At 41.1% G+C, this 23,159-nt stretch carries 21 protein-coding genes; 3 read left to right on the forward strand and 18 right to left on the reverse strand.

Going from position 1 to position 23,159, the window contains the following annotated elements; translation table 11 throughout:
- Positions 1-40: 40 nt before the first annotated feature.
- The 11 genes from hflX to cutA all read right to left on the reverse strand — a co-directional run bounded on the left by hflX (position 41) and on the right by cutA (position 11,289).
- Positions 41-1,330 carry a ribosome rescue GTPase HflX gene (hflX, locus tag J8Z25_RS15165; protein ID WP_130050382.1) on the reverse strand — a complete coding sequence of 430 codons (1,290 nt, stop codon included), beginning with the start codon at positions 1,328-1,330 and terminating at the stop codon, positions 41-43.
- A gap of 17 nt (positions 1,331-1,347) precedes the next feature.
- Positions 1,348-1,611: an RNA chaperone Hfq gene (gene hfq / locus J8Z25_RS15170; protein ID WP_130050381.1), complete on the reverse strand. Its 264-nt coding sequence runs from the start codon at positions 1,609-1,611 to the stop codon at positions 1,348-1,350.
- Between the two features lie 80 nt (positions 1,612-1,691).
- Positions 1,692-2,609, reverse strand: coding sequence for a tRNA (adenosine(37)-N6)-dimethylallyltransferase MiaA (gene miaA, locus J8Z25_RS15175; protein WP_250661335.1), 918 nt, complete (start codon positions 2,607-2,609; stop codon positions 1,692-1,694).
- 15 nt (positions 2,610-2,624) lie between these two features.
- A complete protein-coding gene (gene mutL, locus J8Z25_RS15180; RefSeq protein ID WP_250661336.1) occupies positions 2,625-4,469 on the reverse strand; it encodes a DNA mismatch repair endonuclease MutL in 1,845 nt (614 codons plus the stop codon).
- A 23-nt stretch (positions 4,470-4,492) separates the two neighbouring features.
- On the reverse strand, positions 4,493-5,800 hold the full coding sequence (locus J8Z25_RS15185; protein WP_250662041.1) for an N-acetylmuramoyl-L-alanine amidase: 1,308 nt from the start codon (positions 5,798-5,800) through the stop codon (positions 4,493-4,495).
- 66 nt (positions 5,801-5,866) lie between these two features.
- Entirely contained in the window at positions 5,867-6,340 is a 474-nt protein-coding gene (tsaE, locus tag J8Z25_RS15190) for a tRNA (adenosine(37)-N6)-threonylcarbamoyltransferase complex ATPase subunit type 1 TsaE (protein WP_054563487.1), read from the reverse strand.
- A gap of 142 nt (positions 6,341-6,482) precedes the next feature.
- Positions 6,483-7,823: an acetyl-CoA carboxylase biotin carboxylase subunit gene (gene accC / locus J8Z25_RS15195; protein ID WP_250661337.1), complete on the reverse strand. Its 1,341-nt coding sequence runs from the start codon at positions 7,821-7,823 to the stop codon at positions 6,483-6,485.
- Between the two features lie 23 nt (positions 7,824-7,846).
- On the reverse strand, positions 7,847-8,311 hold the full coding sequence (gene accB / locus J8Z25_RS15200; protein WP_250661338.1) for an acetyl-CoA carboxylase biotin carboxyl carrier protein: 465 nt from the start codon (positions 8,309-8,311) through the stop codon (positions 7,847-7,849).
- Positions 8,312-8,341: 30 nt separating this feature from the next.
- Positions 8,342-8,794, reverse strand: coding sequence for a type II 3-dehydroquinate dehydratase (gene aroQ / locus J8Z25_RS15205; RefSeq protein ID WP_250661339.1), 453 nt, complete (start codon positions 8,792-8,794; stop codon positions 8,342-8,344).
- Between the two features lie 348 nt (positions 8,795-9,142).
- The gene (locus J8Z25_RS15210; RefSeq protein WP_250661340.1) at positions 9,143-10,969 is read right to left on the reverse strand and encodes a protein-disulfide reductase DsbD; all 1,827 of its coding nucleotides are present in this window, start codon (positions 10,967-10,969) and stop codon (positions 9,143-9,145) included.
- Entirely contained in the window at positions 10,969-11,289 is a 321-nt protein-coding gene (cutA, locus tag J8Z25_RS15215; protein WP_054552426.1) for a divalent-cation tolerance protein CutA, read from the reverse strand. Before cutA ends, J8Z25_RS15210 begins: the two co-directional genes overlap by 1 nt.
- A gap of 162 nt (positions 11,290-11,451) precedes the next feature.
- Between cutA and J8Z25_RS15220 the strand changes: the two genes are divergently transcribed.
- The 3 genes from J8Z25_RS15220 (at position 11,452) to groL (ending at position 14,057) form a co-directional block, all read left to right on the forward strand.
- On the forward strand, positions 11,452-11,928 hold the full coding sequence (locus J8Z25_RS15220) for an FxsA family protein (RefSeq protein ID WP_054552425.1): 477 nt from the start codon (positions 11,452-11,454) through the stop codon (positions 11,926-11,928).
- A gap of 143 nt (positions 11,929-12,071) precedes the next feature.
- Positions 12,072-12,359: a co-chaperone GroES gene (locus J8Z25_RS15225; RefSeq protein WP_036973362.1), complete on the forward strand. Its 288-nt coding sequence runs from the start codon at positions 12,072-12,074 to the stop codon at positions 12,357-12,359.
- 51 nt (positions 12,360-12,410) lie between these two features.
- Positions 12,411-14,057, forward strand: a complete 1,647-nt coding sequence (groL, locus tag J8Z25_RS15230; RefSeq protein ID WP_217875189.1) for a chaperonin GroEL — start codon at positions 12,411-12,413, stop codon at positions 14,055-14,057.
- 289 nt (positions 14,058-14,346) lie between these two features.
- On the opposite strand, the gene J8Z25_RS15235 is transcribed toward groL, so the two are convergent.
- The 7 genes from J8Z25_RS15235 to J8Z25_RS15265 form a co-directional block, all read right to left on the reverse strand.
- Entirely contained in the window at positions 14,347-15,228 is an 882-nt protein-coding gene (locus J8Z25_RS15235; RefSeq protein ID WP_250661341.1) for a toll/interleukin-1 receptor domain-containing protein, read from the reverse strand.
- Positions 15,221-17,497 (reverse strand): WD40 repeat domain-containing protein, encoded by a 2,277-nt coding sequence (locus tag J8Z25_RS15240; protein ID WP_250661342.1) that lies wholly within the window; start codon positions 17,495-17,497, stop codon positions 15,221-15,223. The genes J8Z25_RS15235 and J8Z25_RS15240 overlap by 8 nt, the downstream gene beginning before the upstream one ends.
- A gap of 28 nt (positions 17,498-17,525) precedes the next feature.
- Positions 17,526-19,364, reverse strand: a complete 1,839-nt coding sequence (locus J8Z25_RS15245; RefSeq protein ID WP_250661343.1) for an LOG family protein — start codon at positions 19,362-19,364, stop codon at positions 17,526-17,528.
- 308 nt (positions 19,365-19,672) lie between these two features.
- Positions 19,673-21,166 carry an NAD(P)H-hydrate dehydratase gene (locus J8Z25_RS15250; protein WP_250661344.1) on the reverse strand — a complete coding sequence of 498 codons (1,494 nt, stop codon included), beginning with the start codon at positions 21,164-21,166 and terminating at the stop codon, positions 19,673-19,675.
- Between the two features lie 128 nt (positions 21,167-21,294).
- Entirely contained in the window at positions 21,295-22,107 is an 813-nt protein-coding gene (speD, locus tag J8Z25_RS15255) for an adenosylmethionine decarboxylase (RefSeq protein ID WP_130050349.1), read from the reverse strand.
- A gap of 87 nt (positions 22,108-22,194) precedes the next feature.
- Positions 22,195-22,608 carry an OsmC family protein gene (locus tag J8Z25_RS15260; protein ID WP_250661345.1) on the reverse strand — a complete coding sequence of 138 codons (414 nt, stop codon included), beginning with the start codon at positions 22,606-22,608 and terminating at the stop codon, positions 22,195-22,197.
- Between the two features lie 142 nt (positions 22,609-22,750).
- Positions 22,751-23,098, reverse strand: a complete 348-nt coding sequence (locus J8Z25_RS15265; RefSeq protein ID WP_054563480.1) for a DUF3802 family protein — start codon at positions 23,096-23,098, stop codon at positions 22,751-22,753.
- Positions 23,099-23,159 lie beyond the last annotated feature (61 nt).

Consider the following 23,159-nt stretch of genomic DNA (forward strand, 5'->3'; position numbering starts at 1 on the left):
CAGCGTTTCTCATACTAAAAAAGACAAATGCCGGTGATTTTTAATTAGTCACTACGAAAGAGTCGAGCTCTTGTCCCATCTCTTTTTTCAAGCGATTCCAGTCTGCCATTGGTAAGCGTACCGATAGTAACCAGTTTCCTTGTTCATCGAAACTCTCTTGATGAACTGCGTTTAAGTTAAATAATGCTGCACGAATACGACCATATTGTGGTGCTAATTTTAGTTCATCAGCAAACATCTTCTTGGCAAGTAACTCATTAATTGCCTCAGACAGTAGCTCACAGCCTACGCCTGTTCGCGCAGATAACCAAACTCGTACCGGTTGACCTTCATCGTTTCTATCTATACGTGGCGCAACGTCATCTAGTGCATCTATTTTGTTATAAACCAATAACTGAGGCACTTCATCTGCTTCAATTTCTTTTAAAACAGACTGTACTTGCTCAATATTTTCTTTTCGACGAGGGTCTGCCACATCAATAACATGTAGCTGCAAATCAGCTTCACGGGTTTCTGTTAAGGTTGCTTTAAACGCTGCAACAAGGTCATGCGGTAAGTGACGTATAAAACCTACCGTATCAGCTAAAATAACCGGACCTATATCACCAATATCCAACTTACGTAAGGTTGGATCTAGGGTTGCGAATAACTGGTCGGCTGCATACACATCAGAATCTGTAATGCGGTTAAATAACGTTGATTTACCAGCATTGGTATAACCAACTAGTGAAACCGTTGGAATTTCATTTCGCGTTCGTGCACGCCTACCCTGCTCACGTTGAACAGCGACTTTATCTAAACGGGCACGAATATTTTTAATTCTTGCGCGCAATAATCGTCTATCGGTTTCGAGCTGGGTTTCACCCGGACCACGTAAACCTATCCCCCCTTTTTGTCTTTCAAGGTGGGTCCAACCACGGATCAATCGAGTAGAAATATGGCGTAACTGAGCTAACTCAACCTGAAGTTTACCTTCGTGAGTACGCGCTCGCTGCGCAAAAATATCTAGGATCAAACTCGTACGATCAAGAACACGACACTGGCAAACGCGTTCTAAGTTGCGCTCCTGTGACGGGCTAAGTTGATGGTTGAAAATGATGACATCTGCATTGTGGATTTTGACAGTTTCAGCGATTTCTTCTGCTTTTCCGGTCCCGACGAAAAGTTTCGGATGTGGTGCTTGACGACTGCCTTGCACAATCGCCAAACTACTAACACCAGCAGAAGATACCAACAACTCTAATTCGTGGAGATCTTCACGATCCCCCTCTTTAGGTAAGTCGATATGAACTAAAACTGCCTGTTCGCCGGCTTCATAACGGTCAAACAAGCATTACGCTCCTAAGTTTAAAAATTTCCAGGTTCTTGCTCTTCTGAATCATCACTTCCTTGAACACCTTGGAAGTTAACAGAACGCGCTGGAACAACAGTTGAAATAGCGTGTTTATACACCATTTGATTAACGGTGTTTTCAAGTAAAATAACAAATTGGTCAAATGACTGGATTTTACCCTGCAATTTAATGCCATTAACCAAAAAGATTGATACTGGAATGCGCTCACGACGTAACGCATTTAAAAATGGGTCTTGTAACGACTGGCCTTTTGCCATGTTATTTTCCTTCGTTCTAGGTGTTATTATAATTAAGTAGCTGAACTAATTTAACAAAGCTAAAAAACTTTCAGCTACTACTAGCTTAGCGAACTTACTACACGTTGCAAGTTTTCTTCATCACCCGAAGTCAACCAAGTTACATCAGGCCAACCTCTTAACCAAGTCAGTTGTCTCTTGGCTAACTGCCGTGTGGCTGCAATACCGCGAAAGACCATTTCATCATAGTCAATTTCGCCAGCAATGTAATCCCACATTTGTCTATAACCCACACAACGAATCGAAGGTAGGTCTGGGTGTAAATCCTTACGTTTATATAGGGATGAAACTTCATTTTCAAACCCCTGATCGAGCATTATTTTGAACCTTTTCTCAATTCGCTGATGTAATTCACTGCGATCATCAGGCGCAATGGCAAATTGATGGAAAGTATAAGGAAGCTCAGGCTGTTTTTGTTTTTGCAGCTCAGTCATTGTTTTACCTGTTATACGATACACTTCCAATGCGCGATTAATTCGTTGCGAATCATTTTCGCTTATTTTTTGTGCTGCATCAGGATCAATTTTCACAAGCTCTTTATGCAAATGTGGCCAGCCTAACTGCTTTGCTTCTTTTTCAAGCTCGGCACGTACTTCAGGTGATGCCTCTGGTAGCGGTGATAAGCCATCAATAAGCGACTTAAAATACATCATTGTACCGCCAACCAATACAGGTACTTTACCTTGCTTATGAAATAGATCAATCTTTTCAATGGCATCACGGCGAAAATCTGCTACTGAATAACTATCTGCTGGGTCAATAATATCGATCAAATGATGCGGCGCACGAGCAAGCTCTTCGGCATTTGGCTTTGCCGTGCCGATGTCCATATCTTTATAGACTAATGCTGAATCAACACTGATTATTTCTGTGTTTAAATGCTCACACAGCGAAATTGCTAAATCTGTTTTCCCTGCAGCGGTTGGTCCCATTAAAAAAATGACGGGTAAGTTATTCAAGCCTAAATACCTTGCTTAGTTTAAAAACTGAGATAGTTCTATTTTAACTGCTTTTTGACGTAAACGTTGCATAGTTTGTGGATTATTTTCTAACCTAGCCACTTGTTCCAAAAAGGCTTGGCTTGCGTAATAGCGTGCTGGAATTTGCTGAGCTAACCAATCTAACCATTCATCGAGGGAACTTGGCGAGGTTTTGCAACCACTGATAAGCCGCTCAATAGCATTACTGACATCAAGTAAATACACACAAGGCGGTAGCTTTTTCACCATCACAAATTGTTTTTCAATGACTAAATCAAAACCAAGTAAGGTAAACCACGACTGCTGATCATTTAGCGCGCTAATATCATCAGCACTTGCATTTACTCGCACAGGTAACAACAAGGCTTTACCATCAAGGCTACCTCCTTGCTCTACGTGCGCTTGCCAGTCCAGTGCTAAAGCATTTTTAAAGTGAGCTGCAAATAGCTGGTTGTCTTCACTAAATACGCACTCACCTTCACGGACGTGGATGAGTTTGGCGAGTTTTGCTTGCTCAACAACCGGCGCTGCAATGCTTGGCTCTGGGCGTACTTGGTCAAAATGCGCAGCATGTTGCTCACTGATCCCTTGATAAAATGCATTTACATCTTGATGCGATGTTTTACTGCGGCCTTGGCTGTCGCTACTAAAACCGCCGCCTGAGCGCCCAGCTCCTGTTGCTCCAGAATAACTCGGTGTTCTCGTCAGCTGTAATTCAGATTTGGGGTAATCATACTGCTCTGTTGGCGCTGATTGAGTAAAACTAGGCTGCATGCTGCTTAGGTGTGTCTCATCAAGCGGGGCATGCTTAAAAGCAGTGTCATTGTGCTCTGTAAAACCGGCTTCATGCTGAAGCGGCACCACCACTTGTTTTATTGCCTGCAGGATAAAGTCATGCACTAAACGGCCTTGATGAAAACGCACTTCATGTTTAGCAGGGTGCACGTTTACATCGACCTGACGTGGGTCAATATCAATATAAATGACAAAACCTGGTAGCTCTTCTGAGCCTGCGACTTCTTCAAAGGCTTGGCGGATTGCATGCAAAATGAGTTTATCGCGCATCATGCGATTATTAACATAGGTATATTGCGTGCTATTCGTTGAGCCCACGGGTAATACCCAACCGCGCAACATCAAACCAGCTTCACCTGATTGAATATGCAGCCCCTGCTCACTAAACGCTTTACCAGCAACTTGAGCGACACGCGCTATTGCTTGCTCAGGGTTCGGTTTAGCACGGTATTGACGCACTACTTTGCCATTATGAGTCAGGGTGATAGAGACATCAAAACGACTCAGCGCAATACGCTTTATGAGCTCATCAATATGTGAAAACTCGGTTTTCTCGGTGCGAAGAAATTTACGGCGCGCAGGGGTATTAAAGAATAAGTCTTTCACCTCAATGGTGGTGCCATCAGGGTGTGCGGTTGGCTTGACTTGCACCGCCATATCGCGACCTTCAGCAAACGCTTGCCATGCAGCCTCTTGCTGTTGTGGTTTTGAGCTTAAGGTTAATCGCGACACTGAGCTAATAGATGCCAGTGCTTCACCACGAAAACCCAGTGAGCAGATGTTCTCTAGGTCATCGAGTGACTTAAGCTTACTTGTGGCATGGCGCGACAAGGCTAATGTTAATTCATCTTTATTAATGCCAGAGCCATTATCGCGGATGCGAATAAGCTTATGACCACCACGTTCAATATCTATTTGAATGCGCGTTGCGCCGGCATCTAAACTGTTTTCGACCAGCTCTTTAACAACGGATGCAGGGCGTTCAACCACTTCACCCGCTGCAATTTGGTTAGCCAATCGCGCGGGTAGTATTTCTATACTCATAGTGTTCCTAACACGAAAATTGACTAGCTTTGAGGAATATCAAGCTCTTGACCAATAAACAAGGTATTCGATTTTAAGTTGTTGGCCGTTTTTAGCTTACTAACAGAGGTGTTATATCTGCTTGCTAAAATACTTAACGACTCACCTGGACGAACTTTGTGTTTAGTCGGAAACTGCGACTTTAACTTAGCGAATAGCGAGTCATCTGGCGGGTTTTGCATGTAGTAATTTTTAATCGAGGTAAAAATTGCCTTTGCTAAGCGCTCCTGATGCTGCGCCGTTTTTAGCATTCGTTCTTCACGTGGATTCGAAATAAACCCTGTTTCGACCAAAATAGACGGAATATCCGGTGACTTTAATACCGCAAGGCTCGCCGCTTGTGGGCGTTTTTTATGCATTTTAGCCACTTTTCTTAATTCGCTAACCACTTCTTCTGCGACATTAAAACCTGTTTTCATCGAGTGATCCATCGACATATCTAGCAGTGCTTGTGCTAAATATTTTTCGCTTGCGGTATCTTTTAATACCCCAGCTGCACCACCTAAAAGCTCCGAGTGCTTTTCTTTATCCTCAATCCATTTACCTATTTCTGAATTAGCACGGCGCAGTGATAGCACCCACACTGAGGCACCGTTTGGTTGTGGGCTAGTAAAGGCATCCGCATGAATAGACACAAAGAAGTCAGCTTTTTTCTTACGGGCAATGCTAGTACGGGTGTTTAAATTTACAAAGTAGTCACTGCGGCGCACCATACGCGAAATCATGCCTTTTTCAGCATCAATCATTCGCTCTAAGCGCTTCGCTATTTGCAGCGTAATGTCTTTTTCATAAGTGCCCGATGGACCAATTGAACCTGGGTCTTCACCACCATGACCTGCGTCAATGGCAATAACAATATCGCGCTCTTGATTGAGTTCGCGTTTTTTCACACTGGTATTGGTCGAAGCAACGGGTTCTGCTTTCGGTGTTTTATCAACAAGGTCAACCACTAAACGATGTTTGTATGGATCGGTAGGTAGTAAAGCAAATACCACTGGTTTGCTGGCTCGGGCTAGCTCAAAAACAAAGCGCACACTTTTGCTATCTTTGGGTTTTGAGTAACGCAGTTTTGAAACAATCTGATGCTTTTTAGGAATAGCAGGCAAGCTATCTAGTTTGTCTGTATTTTTTAAATCAATGACTAAACGAGCTGGATTTTTCAGCATGAAATAGCTGAAGTCTGGCTTATCGTTTAAATCAAAGACCACGCGAGTGCTGTCAGGTGAGGGCCACACACGTACGCTATTAATCGTATTTTGTGCAAGCGCAATCTGGCTCACAACCAATAACATCAAAGTAGTTAATAGTTTAAACGTACAACGACCCATTTTTACTAATACACCTTTATTTTTATATGTTTATTCTTGCGCGCTCTTAAGTTGCTGAACAATTGCCTGACCACGCTTGGTTAAGCTGTTAATTGCAATAGCACGCGCCTCGCCTTCATAGCGTAGGGTGATATCAAGATCCGGTGTTGGAATAAATTCGCCGCCTTTTTCAGGCCATTCCACAACACAAATAGCCTGTGGTGAAAAATAGTCGCGAATTCCCATATATTCAAGTTCTTCAGGATCACCTAAGCGATATAAATCAAAGTGATAGACATCAGCTTTAGCTAATTGGTAAGGCTCAACCAGTGTATAAGTTGGACTCTTAACCTTACCTTGATGACCGAAACCTTGCACGATACCACGGGTTAATGTCGTTTTACCGGCACCTAAATCACCATGTAAATAGATGACTGCCCCTTGCTCCATTAAGGTTGCAAGTTGCTTACCCATATTAACCGTTGCTGCTTCATCAGCGAGTGGAAAACCAACACTGTCGGTCATTATTACCTCATGAAAAACTAAAAACACATTACTTTGTTAATCATACCAGAATAATTTTGTAAGGCGAGAGCCGCTCTTATGCCTAATTTGACAAAAAAAAGCCGGCAAAGTTGCCGGCTTTTTAGCTTAAACAGAATTTTGTTTACAGACCTAGTTTCTTCTCAAGGTAGTGGATGTTTGTACCACCATTTTGGAAGTTCTCATCTGCCAAGATTTTCTTGTGCAGTGGTGTGTTGGTCTTGATGCCATCAATCACTAATTCGTTTAACGCATTGCGTGAACGAGCAATGGCTACATCACGGTTTTCACCGTAACAGATCAGCTTACCAATCATTGAATCGTAATGAGGTGGTACTGTGTAATCTGCGTAAATGTGGCTGTCCCAACGAATACCTAAACCGCCAGCAGGGTGGAATCGCGTGATTTTACCTGGTGATGGAATGAATGTTTCTGGATCTTCCGCATTAATACGGCACTCAATTGCATGACCACGAATAACCACATCTTCTTGTGTGAATGATAATGGCTGACCCGCTGCAATTTTTAGCTGCTCTTTGATTAAGTCAACGCCAGTGACCATTTCTGTTACTGGGTGCTCAACCTGAATACGGGTATTCATTTCGATGAAATAGAACTCGCCGTTTTCGTATAAGAATTCGAACGTACCTGCACCGCGATAACCAATTTCGATACATGCACGAGTACAACGATCACCGATGAACTTACGCATTTCAGCTGTGATACCTGGCGCTGGCGCTTCTTCAACAACTTTTTGGTGACGACGTTGCATTGAACAATCACGCTCACCTAAGTGAACTGCATTGCCTTGACCGTCAGCAAGTACTTGAACTTCGATGTGACGTGGGTTTTCAAGGAATTTTTCCATGTAAACCATACCATTACCGAAGAACTGCTTTGCTTCTTGCTGAGTAAGAGCGATTGAATCAACCAGTTCTTTTTCGCTGCGAACAACACGCATACCACGACCACCGCCGCCGCCTGCTGCTTTAATGATCACAGGGTAACCAATACGCTTAGCGATTTGAATGTTGCGCTCGCTGTCTGCCGTTAATGGGCCATCAGAACCTGGTACACAAGGTACACCTGCTTTACGCATCGCTTCGATTGCAGAAACTTTGTCACCCATTAAACGAATTGTGTCGCCTTTAGGGCCGATAAATACAAAGCCACTTTGCTCAACTTGATCAGCAAAGTCTGCATTTTCAGAAAGGAAACCATAACCTGGGTGAATAGCAACCGCGTCTGTTACTTCTGCCGCTGCAATAATGCGCGGAATATCTAAATAACTTTCGCTTGCAGCTGGTTTACCAATACAAATTGTTTCGTCTGCCAGTAACACGTGCTTAAGATCACGGTCTGCCGTTGAATGCACAGCAACAGTTTTGATCCCAAGCTCTTTGCAGGCGCGCAGTACGCGAAGTGCAATTTCACCTCGGTTTGCAATGACTACTTTATCTAACATAGAGTTGGCCTTTTGTTGCGCTATTATTCAATGATGAATAAAGGTTGATCGAATTCTACTGGCTCGCCATTTTCAACTAAGATAGCTTTTACTGTGCCTGCTTTATCAGATTCGATTTGGTTCATCATCTTCATTGCTTCAACGATACATAACGTATCGCCAACATTTACTTTAGAACCTACTTCTACGTATGGTGCTGCTTCTGGAGAAGCTGCTGAGTAGAATGAACCAACCATAGGAGATTTAACTTGATGACCAGTTGCTGCAGCTGGAGCAGCCGCTTCTGCTGCTGGTGCCTCTGCTACTGGAGCTGGTGCCGCTGCTGGCGCAGGTGCTGCAAACTGTTGTGGCGCATACTGCATTGCAGGTGCTGCAGACATGTTGTTACGATTGATGCGTACTGACTCTTCACCTTCAGTGATTTCTAATTCAGCAATACCAGATTCTTCTACTAGTTCGATAAGTTTTTTGATCTTGCGAATATCCATTGAACGACCCGCCTGTTAGTTATTTAAAAATTAATGTGTGTTTTGCAACCGGCTAACAGCAGCTTCAAGTGCCACCTTATAACCCATTGCTCCTAATCCAATAATGACGCCTTGTGCCACATCCGAAAAATACGAATGATGACGGAATGCTTCTCGAGCATGCACATTACTTAAATGCACCTCGTAAAAGGGAATGTTTACACTGAGTAATGCATCCCGTAAGGCTACGCTTGTATGCGTAAATGCAGCAGGGTTGATAATAATTGCATCAACCGCTTGCCATGCATCGTGAATGCGTTCTATTAATGCAGCTTCACTGTTACTTTGGAAATGCGTTAAATCAACATTGAGACCGGCAGCAACCTCACTAAGTTCAGCTATAATCTCATCAAGAGATTGAGTGCCGTACTTTTCTGGTTCACGCTTGCCAAGCATGTTTAAATTTGGCCCATTTAGAACTAAAAGTTTGAATTTTGCAGCCATAATACGCGATATATCCTATAAGTAAGCAGTTTAACCATGTTCACCATAAACCCACGCTTAACCTAAGCGTGCTGATGTAAAATAGCAACTATTTCTCACGTTAACCACCTATTATAGATATTTCGACGTAAATAGCAGCAAAATACTGGTCTAATCACTACCAACTCGGGGCAAACTCAGGCATAGCAAGGCACACAACAGGGTCATTCCAGGTGTTTTGCTGCTGATAAATTGAACTTCACTGAGTGAATTTGCTATTTTTCACTTAAAATAAGTATTTTTTACGATGCAGATACAAAAACGCCACTCAGATGAGTGGCGTTTTGCTATTTTCTTGCACGTTTGCGTTTATTTAGCGGTATTTTGTACTTTTGCTAAATGTTCGGCAAAGTCTTTGGCATTTAAAAAGCCAGTTACACGTTGCTCTAAAAGCTCATTACCTTGGCTATCAAAGAACAAAATGCTCGGTAAACCGAATACCGTGTATTCTTCCATTAGCTCTATGGTTTTTGCATCGCTTTGTGTTAAATCGATTTGAATTAATTCAAAGTGAGCAAATTGCTCTTGCACTTTAGCGTCAGGAAACGTGTAGTGCTCAAACTCTTTACACGCAACACACCAGTCGGCATATAAGTCGACCATTACTAAGCGCCCTTCACTGCTCGCCTGTGCAATTTCTTCTTTTAATTCACTTAGATTAGCAACTTGTCTAAAACCATGTGTTTGTACAGCAGCTTCGGCAACCACCGCTTTGCTAGGCCAAAAATAATTTTTCGTTAAACTCGCCCCAGTCACAACCAATAAGGTTGCTGCAAACCACAATGCTGTTTTTAGCTTGCCTTGTGATTGACCACTTTGCCAATGGTGTAAATAAAGCGCTGTAGCAAGTGCTAATAATCCCGCCATTAACCAAATGATTTCAATATCAACAATACGCTCAAGGAGAATTAGCGGCACAACTAGCATGATGAAACCAAATAGGGTTTTCACTTGCTCCATCCAACCACCGGCTTTTGGTAGTAATTTACCGCCAGAAGTCCCCAACAATAACAGCGGTAAGCCCATGCCTAAACTGAGTACATAGAGCGTTAAACCACCGACGAGATAGTCACCACTTTGCGCCACATAAAGTAAAGCAGCAGACAAAGGTGCTGTTGTACACGGTGAAGCTATCAAACCAGACAGTACACCCATCATAAATACGCCAACATAGTTGCCGCCTTTTTGCTGGTTACTAACCTGAGTGAGTTTATTCATCATGCCGCTAGGTAATTTGATTTCGTACCAGCCAAACATCGACATTGCCAGCAATACAAATAAGATACTAAAACTGATTAGTACCGTCGGATGCTGTAAATACCCTTGTACTTGCCCACCTAAAGATGCAACCACTAAGCCCAGTGCCGCGTAGGTAACGGCCATACCTTGTACATACACAAACGACAGCGAGAACGCTTTTTTAGTCGATAAATTCTGCTGACCTGCTATGAGGCTCGACAGAATCGGAAACATTGGGAATACACATGGCGTAAAAGCAAGGCCAATACCAACTAAAAAGAAGATTACTAGGTTCGTTAATAAACCTTGCGATGCCAACTTATCGGTATATGACTGCTCACCAGCTGGTTTTGATTCTGCTTGAGAAGGGGCTGATGACGCTTCATTAGCATCAGCAGCTTGTGTTAATGCTGCCAATGCGTTCCCCGCATCTGCAGTCTGTGATACTTGCTCACCTGCAATCACAGATAAAGGAATGGTTCTAACTTCTGGTGGATAACATAACCCCGCCTCGGCACAGCCTTGAAAACGTACTTTAACAACCGCACCTTCTGTGACGTTACTGAGCTTAGAAACAACACTTAACGAATCAAAGAACACCTCGGTCTTACCAAAAAATTCATCTTCAATAATCACGCCCTTGCCAAGCTCAGGAACTTCAATTTCAGCGCCTTTGGCAATAATTTCGACTTTCTTTTTATAAAGGTAATAATCAGGCGCAATATCCCAGCCAATAAATAACGTTTTGCCTTGCTGGTCAAAATCGAAAACAAAAGCCTGATCAACTGGGAGAAATGTTTGCTCCGCAGGTTGTAGTAGATTTCCAAGTAAATTGTTATTACTTGCGCTTGCTGGCATAAGCCACAGTGCACATAGTAATAAAAGGAACGATCGCATTAATTAAGTACCTCATCCATCCAATTAAAATAGGCTAAATTGCCTGTAGCCACATCAACGACCTGAATTTCAGGCACCTCATAACTATGCAATTTCTTGATAGTTTGGATCACCTCATTCATTTTTTCTGACTTAGTTTTGATCAGTAACTTACTCTCAATTGCTTGAGTCACCTCGCCTTCCCACATGTAAATAGATTCAATAGTAGGCAAAATGTTCACACAAGCAGCTAGCTTTTCTTTAACTAGATGTTGTGCCAACTGACGGGCTTCAGCCTCATTTGCACAAGTAGTAAAAATAAGTCGAAAATGCGTAGTCATAAGGAACCTTTATTTGATTACGTGAGTCGCACCATAGTAGCCGATAGTAACTATAATGTGTAGCGAGCAAGGTGATCCTAGGTTCCGTCTTGAAAAATGACCTGCTCACCCCAATTTATATTTCACTGACTCGAAAGAGAATGACATTTTTTAGAGAGCGTTATGTTTAGATTTTTGTTTTTGTTATTTATTTTAGTGCCGATTGTGGAGATCGCGTTACTCATCCAAGTGAGTGAAGTGATCGGCGGCTTTGCCACCATAGCGCTTGTAATTGTGACCGCGATTGTCGGTGCGAAATTAGTGAAGCAGCAAGGTATGGGCGCGATTCAAAACGTGCAATTACAAATGGCACAAGGGCAAATGCCTGCAAAAGAATTATTTACTGGATTATGTGTCATTATCGCCGGTGTTTTATTAATGACACCAGGCATCATGACTGACTTTTTTGGCTTTTTACTACTCACGCCAGCAATTCGCAACAAACTGGCTGCAGGCCTTGCTAGTCAAGCAACTGTGCGTATGAGTTCGCAGGCAAATCAAGGCTCTGCACACTTCCAATATCATAGTAAAACAACCACTCATGAAGAGCCAAACCATCAACCGACAACTATTGATGGTGAATTTGAGCGAAAAGATTAAAATTTTTTAATTTTTGTACTTGGATTTTTTTAAGCCACCCCCATTAATGAATGCAATGAAACGCAACGGGTGGCTTAGCACTCCCCTGCAATAACACAAGATTTTTTCTGTACTGTTCAGAAACTGTTAGGAGAACTAAATAAATGAACATTCGTCCTTTACATGATCGCGTCATCGTTAAGCGTCTAGAAGAAGAAACTAAGTCTGCTGGCGGTATTGTATTAACTGGCTCTGCAGCTGAAAAATCAACTCGCGGAGAAGTTATCGCTGTTGGTAATGGCCGTGTTTTAGACAACGGTGAAGTAAGAGCATTAGAAGTTAAAGCCGGTGACACTGTGCTGTTCGGCTCTTATGTTGAAAAAGCTGAAAAGATCGAAGGTCAAGAGTACCTGATCATGCGTGAAGATAACATTCTAGGCATTGTAGGCTAATCCTACTTTTCGTTTAGCAACCCGTTTACAGAATTTAAGAGGAATTTAATCATGGCAGCAAAAGAAGTACTTTTTGCAGGTGACGCACGTGGCAAAATGCTAACTGGCGTAAATATTTTAGCAAACGCAGTAAGAGTAACTTTAGGTCCTAAAGGCCGTAACGTTGTATTAGATAAATCATTCGGCGCGCCAGTAATCACTAAAGACGGTGTATCTGTAGCTAAAGAGATCGAGCTTGAAGACAAGTTCGAAAACATGGGCGCACAAATGGTTAAAGAAGTAGCGTCTAAAGCGAATGACGCTGCAGGTGACGGTACAACAACTGCAACAGTATTAGCGCAAGCTATCGTAAACGAAGGTTTAAAAGCAGTTGCAGCGGGCATGAACCCAATGGATCTTAAGCGCGGTATCGACAAAGCAGTTATCGCAGCAGTTGAAGAGCTTAAAGCGCTTTCTGTTCCATGTGCAGACACTAAAGCGATTGCACAAGTAGGTACTATTTCTGCTAACTCCGATAAAGAAATCGGTGACATCATTGCTGAAGCAATGGAAAAAGTGGGCCGTGATTCAGGCGTTATCACTGTTGAAGAAGGTCAGTCGTTAGAAAACGAACTAGACGTAGTTGAAGGTATGCAGTTTGACCGCGGTTACCTTTCTCCATACTTCATCAACAACGCTGAAAAAGGCGCTGTAGAGCTAGACAACCCATTCATTCTACTTGTAGACAAAAAAGTATCTAACATCCGTGAGCTACTACCTACATTAGAAGCCGTTGCTAAAGCTAGCAAGCCACTACTTATCATTGCTGAAGATCTTGAAGGTGAAGCACTGGCAACACTTGTTGTGAACAACATGCGCGGCATCGTTAAAGTATCTGCGGTTAAAGCACCAGGTTTTGGCGACCGTCGTAAAGCAATGCTGCAAGACATCGCAGTATTAACAGGTGGTACTGTAATTTCTGAAGAAATCGGTTTAGAGCTTGAAAAAGCAACAATCGAAGACCTAGGTACAGCGAAGCGCGTTGTGATCACTAAAGATGATACAACAATCATCGACGGTGCAGGCGAAGAAGACGGCATCAATGGTCGTGTTGCACAAATCAAAGCACAAATCGAAGAAGCGACGTCAGACTACGATAAAGAGAAACTACAAGAGCGTATGGCTAAACTAGCTGGCGGTGTTGCAGTAATCAAAGTTGGCGCAGCAACTGAAATCGAAATGAAAGAGAAGAAAGACCGCGTTGAAGATGCACTACACGCAACTCGCGCAGCGGTTGAAGAAGGTGTTGTACCAGGTGGTGGTGTTGCACTAGTTCGCGTAGCAAGCAAACTTGTTGAACTTGCTGGCGACAACGAAGACCAAAGCCACGGTATTAAAGTTGCACTACGTGCGATGGAAGCACCACTTCGTCAAATCGTAACTAACGCAGGTGACGAAGCATCTGTTGTTGTTAACTCAGTGAAAGGCGGTGAAGGTAACTACGGTTACAACGCAGCATCAGGCGAGTACAACGATATGATCGAAATGGGTATCTTAGACCCAACTAAAGTAACGCGCTCTGCACTACAGTACGCAGCTTCAATCGCGGGTCTTATGATCACAACTGAAGCAATGGTTGCTGAAATCCCGAAAGATGAGCCAGCTGCTCCAGATATGGGCGGCATGGGCGGCATGGGTGGTATGGGCGGCATGATGTAATTATTGCCAAACAGCCTAACCATTGAATTTATAAGGGTTTATTCATCCTCTGTAGAGACATTTATAGAGACATGGGTAAACCCTTTTGTATATTTAGGTATACACTTACCACTTTTCTATATCTTTTTAAGAAATATAATTAATTCTCACAGTTCATCCGTAAGACATTCTCTCAAAAGCTAAATAACATCTGCCTTTAATAAACACCTACTCAATCATAGGGGAGAGGTGTAGATGTTGAAACTTCTCACTTCTCTAGAGAAAGTTTGTAGTTTTTCCCCTAATAATGTTAAAAATCCCAGTCTAATGAAAAGCGGTTATTCGCAGGTAAAATCGTTTCTGCAACTCTTTTATATTTTGCTTTGACTCTCCCACTGCTTCTAGCCTGTGCTCTTAGTTTTTCAAACCCCTCTGTAGCATCTGCGATGCAATTTTCTTCATAAAAATGACGTGAAAGTATAGCCAAACTATAAGCTGCAGCCGTCATCATGTTAGTTTTCATGAGGGTATAAAACTCGCAAGCACAGTTATCAACGAATATCTTTGTTAGCCGATTTAACGGCTTTGCCTTTAGCTGAGATTGCAATTTTGCCATTAAAAATAAGTATTTTACTTCATCCTTATTCTCGCCCTGAAAATGGTGTGACTCTAAAATAGTTAATGCTTCGCTTGTATTTTTCGTTTTAAGTGCGCTGATAACTTGCTTTATGTAGAGGCTATCTAAACTTTCTGTATTTTCCCCAGTGACCCTATCCATAATTTTTGGAACAATTGACGTATAGTCACCCAGAGCAACAGCAGCACAAATATCTTCCCATTGAATGATTGATAGGTGGTATTGATATGCATCATCAAAAGCTGAATCTGGCGTATCGTCAGCTTTCAGTCGCAGTATTTTTAGGCCCAATCTATTTGCAAGTTCAAGTTCTTTAATTATTTCTTTTGAGCCTTTAAAATTAATCCGAGCATCACCCATTGAGTTTTTAGTACATAATACTAAAAACAAATCAGACTCTTTTAGCCCCTTTGGAATACAATCAGCATAATGATCACCCGTGGCGATATTCGCCTGATCAAACCAAACCTGATAGCCATTCCTCTCAAAGCTCGCTTTAAGAGAGCTGGCAATAACTTTATCTGCAGAACTATAACTAAGAAATAATTTATTCATTGCCTTCCTGTTTATGATTACGAATATGAGCACGAATATTTTTAATCGCTTCGTCCGCTTTATTTGTTGAAACAACACTATCTAAAATCGAATTATCCCTGTTCATTGATTCGAATTGAGTTTGAATATCCGCTAACTCTTCTGCTTTTTCCTCATCATCCATGTCTGGATCTTGCTCTACTTGTTGCTTTCTTGCTTCTAGTTCGAGATGTATAATTCGATTACTTTTTTTCTCATTTTCGTCATGCTTTTTAGCAGCCTGAACGATATCTTTAAAACTCTCTTCATTAAGAATTGTCAACCTGATTTTATCGCTACTTGCTACAGATAATGAGATTTCAGTTGCAGTAATTCCATCGCTTACGTTCCAGTTTTGGCGCTCAACTTCACGCTTAGAGATATTAGTGACATCTTTGTAGTAGAAAGCATTTGCTTCTTTACCTATGCACTTTTGGCTTATGAAGTCATAAAATGTAGTAAATAAGTCTATTTTCTCATTCGTCAGAAAGATAAACTGAATATATTGAACTGCAAAGATTAATGAGCCATTTTCATCACCCCAAAAACTCCACTCATTTCCACTGTTTAGTTTATTAACAATGTTCTCTCGCTTTTCATCAGACTGAATTTGCGCCCAATCACTCAGGATTATCGCTTCGTGACCAGAGTAAGTAACATCTTCTTTATCTAACCCACACTCTTCTAAGGCTAACTTTTCAAGCTTGGTCTTAATAACATGTTGAATAATTTTATTTGCAGACTCACCGTTGTAGAGTTTGCTGTTTTGTCGGAGTGGAACACTGCGCCATATTTTTGTTCTATGTGCTTTTACAGTATCAATAACATTTAGAAATGTGGGTAAGAGTGCATTTAATAATGTTAAGTTACTCTTTTGTATCAACTGTTTATTCTTCTGAGATCTATTCTTTAAAAAGAAAATAATACACAATATTAATGTAGCTCCAGCAAAAGAAATGAAAGTCGTCAATAAATCATCAAGTCTCATTAAACGATAAGATTCTATATACTGCTTAGCTAATTGATTAAATTTATCTGGAGCATTACTTTCTAAGGTGAAATAGGCACCAATTGAAGTAATTAGAAGGGTTAAAAACAACATCGCGAAGCTAATAAACTTATTATTTCGACGTTTTTTCTGGTGAAACTCGAGATCAGCTTGTGCAGTTTCTATTTTATCATTTAATTTCTTTTCTGCTGAACGCGCTGTTTTGATCTCTGTTTTCATTGCGGTTGTAAGTAATCGCGGTATCGGGCGATTGAAAAAATCCCATAACTCTTTCTGCTGAGGGTCATTTTCAAAATTAAGTTTTTGCTCGGACAGTTCTTTATTTGGAACTAAAACACAGTCTTTTTGTATAAAGTTCCTTAGATGCTTGTAATAATTAATAGTAGGATGTTTCTTTATATGATATTCAACCTCGCTTTTAGTTTTCGCTAACAATGAAAATAAATCTTCAATTTCAATATTAGGCTCATGCTTATCTATAAACACACCATTAATGTCCCACAGCGAAACGAGTCCATTTTCATTTTTAATAAGTAATTGTTTTTCTCTTATAATAAACCCATCTTGGTATGAGAAATTAAAATTAAAACGCTTAAGACATGACCCTTGTGCTGACCATAAACTCGTGTTTTCTTCGTCACCCCAAACAAGCCAATTACCATTACTTAAACCATAAACATAATTTAATGCTTTTTTCTGTCCTCTTAGTTTAAGTACATGCTCGCCAGAAAAGCGCCAGATGCTCACCCCATCCGGCTCCGTGACCGCCAGCTCTTCAACATTTGAGAAAAACTGTACTGCTTCAACGTTTGGAGCACTGGCTTCGATAGATGATTTATAAAGACCCGTTAAAGGCTCATAGAATCGAAGCGTATTATCCTTACAAACAGTAACAATATCGCCATTTTTTAATTCGAATACACCAAGAATGAGATCCTCATGATCTTGAAGTGTAGCAATATTTTCACCATAATAAGTGAACACCTGAATCGTATTATCCAAGCCAACTGTTAAAAACCCCCCGTCATTATCTCTATGTTGGAGCGCCATAACCTGTGATATGGTATCTTGGTGTTGGGATATTACTTTATTAACATCTTCATCTTCACAAATCAGGTTAAATTCCTGACTATTTTGCCATTCAACGTGATAGCCATTTATTAAATTAACTCGTTGTACTTTTTGCTGTGTGATTTGAGAAACGTTTTTTACAGTGCAACATCCTAGTACTGGTGAATTCATGCTTTTTTATTCCTTTCATTTTTTTTGTTCATTGCTTATTCTTTAAATCATTTTTCATTTCTGCTGTTGTCCACATAACATGCTCAACCATCGCCTCATGAGCTAAATCTAACAACATCTGTTTTTTTGATGGAGTTAACTCATCGGTCAATAAGATCTGAGCTCGCTTATACAACTCTTCTAAACTCTCATACCCCTTTGCAGTCACTTCATAGCCAGCAAGCTCACTCCAAAGCATTATCAAACCTGAGATCATAAGGTTGTATTGAAGCAATAACATCAGCCACGTATTTAAATGCAGAAAAAGCGTTACCTTAAACATATATTGAATTGACATTAATACCATCAAAGCAACGCCTGTAAAGATAGCCCCATAAAAAAAGCCTCGCGAAAACTTACTTGCTAGATTAGCGGCATAACTTGGTCGTTTATATAGTAATTCGCTAAAGGAATTAGCGCTTTGTTGAAGTCTGGAATTTAAAAAGTTAAGTTGGTCATGCAACCACTTCTGTTCTATGTACTGTTTATTAAATTCGCTAGGATGTCGCCACCAATCAAATTCAGCTACGCTTACAGCATGGTTTAGTAACGGAAAATGTAACCTGAAACGGCGAGGAATTAATGTCGTTGCTGAGGGCTCAACATTAGCGATATTCAAAAAGCCTCTAACTCGCATTGCTTCTGCAACTCCTCGGGCAAGCTGATACTTCCATTTTATATCCTGATTAGTTGTTTTTTTGATCACCCACCAACAGCTTAAGATCACCATAAAAATAATAGAAAAAATACCTAGTCCAACTCCCGTATTAACCCAATTACTTGAGATTTCATACAAGCAATAACCAGGTATTGCGAGTAAAAAAAACACCAAAACGAAGTTTCGGTAAGTTGTCTGGGTTAATAAGGCTAGCGCATCTGCAGCTTTGAAAATAGATGCGGTCTCTTCCAATCCAACGTCATTATCATGCTCTTGGCCAATCTCTAAGTCTCTCGCCTGACGATTAAATAAAGTCAAATCAGAGGTAAGTTTTTTAAATTCCCTAGACAAAAAACTTTGCAGAAAGCTATCAGCTTTTTCTGATTTGCCTATGCTTGAATACAACTCGCCTATTGGAATACTGATATTCGTTATATGCTGAGTAAATTCAGTTTTACAGTTTATAGTTAATGATTCGCCCGAATTATGACGAGAAGCTAAAAGGTGATGAACTAAACCTGGTGTTTGTCCATCAAAATCAGAAGTTGACTGCAAGGCAGGGTTTTCAGTTCCAACAGGCCAAGACACCTTATCACCAAGTTTATATCTAACAATATCTGCAGTCCCGCCAATCCCCTTAGCCTCTTTACCATCCCACAAAGAAATTAATACATTACTATATTTTGCAATAAAAAGGCCCTGATTTAAGTATAAGCTATTTCTCGCAGAGCTATATGATTTATCGTGTATAGCTGAGTGGTAAGTTTCGTGACTAAGGCTATGACGTACTTCTATTAGCTCATTTTCATCTTTTTTGAGTTGAGCGATCACATTATAGAGTTTTTCGCGTGCAGCAGGCGCATATTGAAGCCCCTCAAAATCCATTGCATAATTTTCTAAGGGCATTGGTAAACAACCAATGATTTTCAGCTTTTTATCTTTAACTGTTTCCTGTAACTCTAGTGCGACTTCCGTTGCAAGTAAATCTGCACCAATAGCCAACCCAGACAAAAACCAAATAGGTGTGCTTGGATCGACTTCATCAAGCCAAAAAGTCAGTGCTTTACGAATATCATCTTTATAGCGTTCCGGCTGGTCTAAATCACGATGACCTGTAACACCAATAATAAAAGGTAAACAATTTTCAAAAGGTACATCCTTATTAAGCATTAACTCAATCCATTAACAATTTACATATGCCTACTAAAACAATAAAAAACTATCAAATCAAGTGATAATAAAGCAAAGCAGTAGAAATTAATTAACGAGATAGAAAACTCCCTGTTAATTAAAATTTAACTTTTATTCTCTTTTTATGAAATTGATATGAACACACCATAATCAACTGGAATTAAGAGCTTTTTATTAAATAATTTCAGTAAACAAAACTGCTTATACTTTAAAGTTCTCTTAGATTATATGTTACCACTAACAAGCTAATCACCTATACCTCAGTTGACAATATTCAGCCACTAAAGTTAGCCAAAAAAGCTTCTATTAACTAACTCCCTCACTATCGCAAACAAGTCACTCGCTAACATCCCTCTTTCGCCTTCACGCTCTGCGGCAATATCACCGGCTTTTGCATGTAATGTTACGCCCAAACACGCTGCTTGCTGAGGAGTTAGCCCCTGTGCGATAAGTGCCGCGATAATACCTGTTAAAACATCACCACTGCCGCCAACCGCAAGTGCAGGGTTACCGTCGGTACACACCCATGTTTGGTTATTATCAGCAATTAAACTGCCAGCACCTTTGAGCACACAAGTAGTGGTATAGCTACGTGCGAGCTGCTTTACCGCATGAAAGCGATTTTCTTCAATATCGCTAGCGCGACAATTAAGTAACCTTGAAGCCTCACCGGGGTGTGGTGTGATAACGGTATTCGCTAATGGAAATGACGAAGCATGTTGAGCCATTAAATTAAGTGCATCAGCATCAATAACCAGTGGCTTGTTATTAGTAAAGCAATACTGCATGGCTGCTTCAAAGGTTGTTTCCGACCAAGTGTCTTGGCCAAGGCCTGGGCCAATAGCAACACAGGTTGCCCACTCTAGGGCGCTAATCAGGTTTGTATCTGTCACCATTAATTCTGGCCGGCCAATACTCACAGGTAGAATAGAGCTACTATGGGTATACACTTTGACCATGCCCGCACCGCTGCGAAGCGCGGCCTCTGCAGTTAAACGAATAGCACCTGCTGTGCCAGCATTACCACCAACACACAGCAATTTACCATGGTTGGTTTTATGGCTGTTGTTATCGCGCTCAGGAAGCCTAGCTTGGCTCTGATAATTGATAAGCTCAGCCGTGGGTGATGTCTGTTTTAAAAAAGCATCTTCAATACCTAAATCATTAAACTCTAGTACCCCTGCATGTGCTCTACCTTGCCCTGTCACTAACCCCTGTTTAATCCCCACAAAAGTCACAGTGAGCGCGGCTTTTATTGCAACTCCTTGTATGATACCTGTGTCGGCATGAATGCCTGAGGGTAAGTCAATAGCAACTATCGGCACTTGGCTTTCGTTGGCAGTTTTAATCAAGGTTGAAAAGGGCTCGCGCACCTTGCTTTGAATACCCGTGCCGAGCAAGCCATCAATAATGATATCTGCTTTCTCAATAGCACTGGCATTAGTGGTTATTACCCCTCCAGCGTCGAGCCAAGCTTGCTGAGCACTTAGCGCATCACCTTTAAGTGGTTTATCAGGTATTGCTGCAATAACCGTAACCTGTTTGCCCGCTTGTTTAGCTAAGCGAGCAACAACATAACCATCACCTGCATTGTTACCAACGCCCGCTAGCACAACGAATGTACTTGCTTTAGGAAAATAGCTGATAGCTTGCTGATAAGTAGCCAGCCCTGCTCGCTCCATAAGCTCATATAAAGTTACACCAGAGCGCTTAGCTGCTGGGCCTTCATTTTCACGAACTTGTTCTGCTAAAAATACCGACTGCGAGAGCACAACTGACATGTCTATCCTTAAATTGGCCTTTTAACCAGCATATAAGTACAGGCTAATGTAGTCAATGAGCAACTCTAAGGAATAAAAAACGGCGCGTAACTTACATTACGCGCCGTTTCTTTAAAGCTTGTGGTTACTTACTCTGTATCTGGCAAGTTACGACCGTAGAAGATTTCTTGCATCTCGCGAGTCAGCTTTGAGTAGATAACTTCTTCTTCTTCTTCAGACAAATCCGCTGTAGAAACACCGAATAAATAAGTATTCAGGTCAGTTTCTTTTAACATCATCTTAGTATGGAACAAGTTCTCTTGATACACATTCACGTCCATCATTTGGTACGCTTCTTTAGTATCTTCAGTCATGTAGTTCTGAATTGAGTTAATCGCGTGATCGATATAGTGTTTAACACCATCTACGTCACGCGTAAAACCACGTACACGGTAGTCAATGGTTACAACATCAGACTCAAGGCTGTGAATTAAGAAGTTTAACGCTTTTAATGGCGAAATTATGCCACATGTTGATACTTCGATATCAGCACGGAACGTACAAATACCATCATCAGGGTGTGCTTCTGGATATGTATGAACACAGATGTGGCTCTTATCTAAGTGCGCTACAACTGTTTCAGGAAGAGGGCCCGGCGCTTCATCAACTTCATACGTCGTTTGCTGTTCAATTGGCTCTTCTGAGATCAAGATTGTCACGCTAGCGCCTTGCGGATCATAATCTTGGCGAGAAACATTTAGAATGTTTGCGCCAATAATATCCACAACTTCACCTAAAATATCGGTCAGGCGATCAGCACTGTACTGTTCGTCGATATATTCGATATATTCCTTACGCTGTTGTTCAGTCTTTGCGTAACAAATATCGTAAATACTAAAGCTTAAGCTCTTAGTTAAGTTATTAAAGCCATGAAGCTTAATTTTATCGAAGGGTTTATTCATGCTAAACCAACCTTAAAACGAGTGAACCTGCACCAGCAGAAATAAAAGTTCGCGGATTTTATACGAATTTTCTGCTCGGAAAAAGCGTTATTTTACCTGTTCTTCTACAACTTCGTGACTATGAGTAATTTCTACTGTTTTATCAAGCATTAAGGCTACAGAGCAATACTTTTCTGCTGACAATTGAACGGCACGAGCAAGGTGCTTTTCTGAAACATTATCACCAGTGACCACAAAGTGTAGATTAATCTTGGTAAACACGCGAGGAGCTGACTCAGCACGCTCTGCTGTTAGCTTAACTTGCACATCAGAAAATGATTGTTTTGCTTTTTTTAAAATACTAACAACATCAACAGATGAGCAGCACCCAGCTGACATTAAGACCATTTCCATTGGGCTTGGCGCTGCGCTATCACTACCTGCATCAAAAACTACATTATGACCTGAATTTGAAAGGCCAATAAACGTATCGCCATCTACCCATTTTACATTCGCTTGCATGTGTTTTATCTCTTAAAGTTATTTTGTTTGATTGTAAGCAAGTCACTCACAGATGCAAGGGATAAAAGGTAAGCTATATGAAAGCGAGTAGCTTATTTCAAGCTACTCGCTGAAAGACTAGAATTTTGTAGTTATTTATAAATTAGGCGCTTTCTACAACAGCGCTATCGAATAAGTTTTTCACTAATCCGGCAAATTCGTCAATAAAGGCATGTTGTTCAACGGTTACTGTGTGATTTGTAACGCTACTTAGCACTTCTTGTAAGTCGTATACGATACCGTCGACTTCACGGACAATTTGGCTGCGTTGTTCGGTATTAAGCTCTGTGTGTTGTTCGCAAAGTAACATGACGTTTTCTGCTATCACGTCTTCAATCAGCTCTAACACTGTTGGAGCTCCTGGTTTAATTTGACCCGGCTTCTCAAAAAGCGCTAAATTTTGAGTGAGATACATGACAAGATCATCATACCCTTGCCTATCTAAAACCATACGACTTCACACCTAATAAAAAACTACCTCTTTAGATTTAAGCAGAAAGCGCTTTTAATTG

The sequence above is a fragment of the Pseudoalteromonas sp. SCSIO 43101 genome, assembly GCF_023650775.1.
Classification (GTDB): Bacteria; Pseudomonadota; Gammaproteobacteria; order Enterobacterales; family Alteromonadaceae; genus Pseudoalteromonas; species Pseudoalteromonas apostichopi.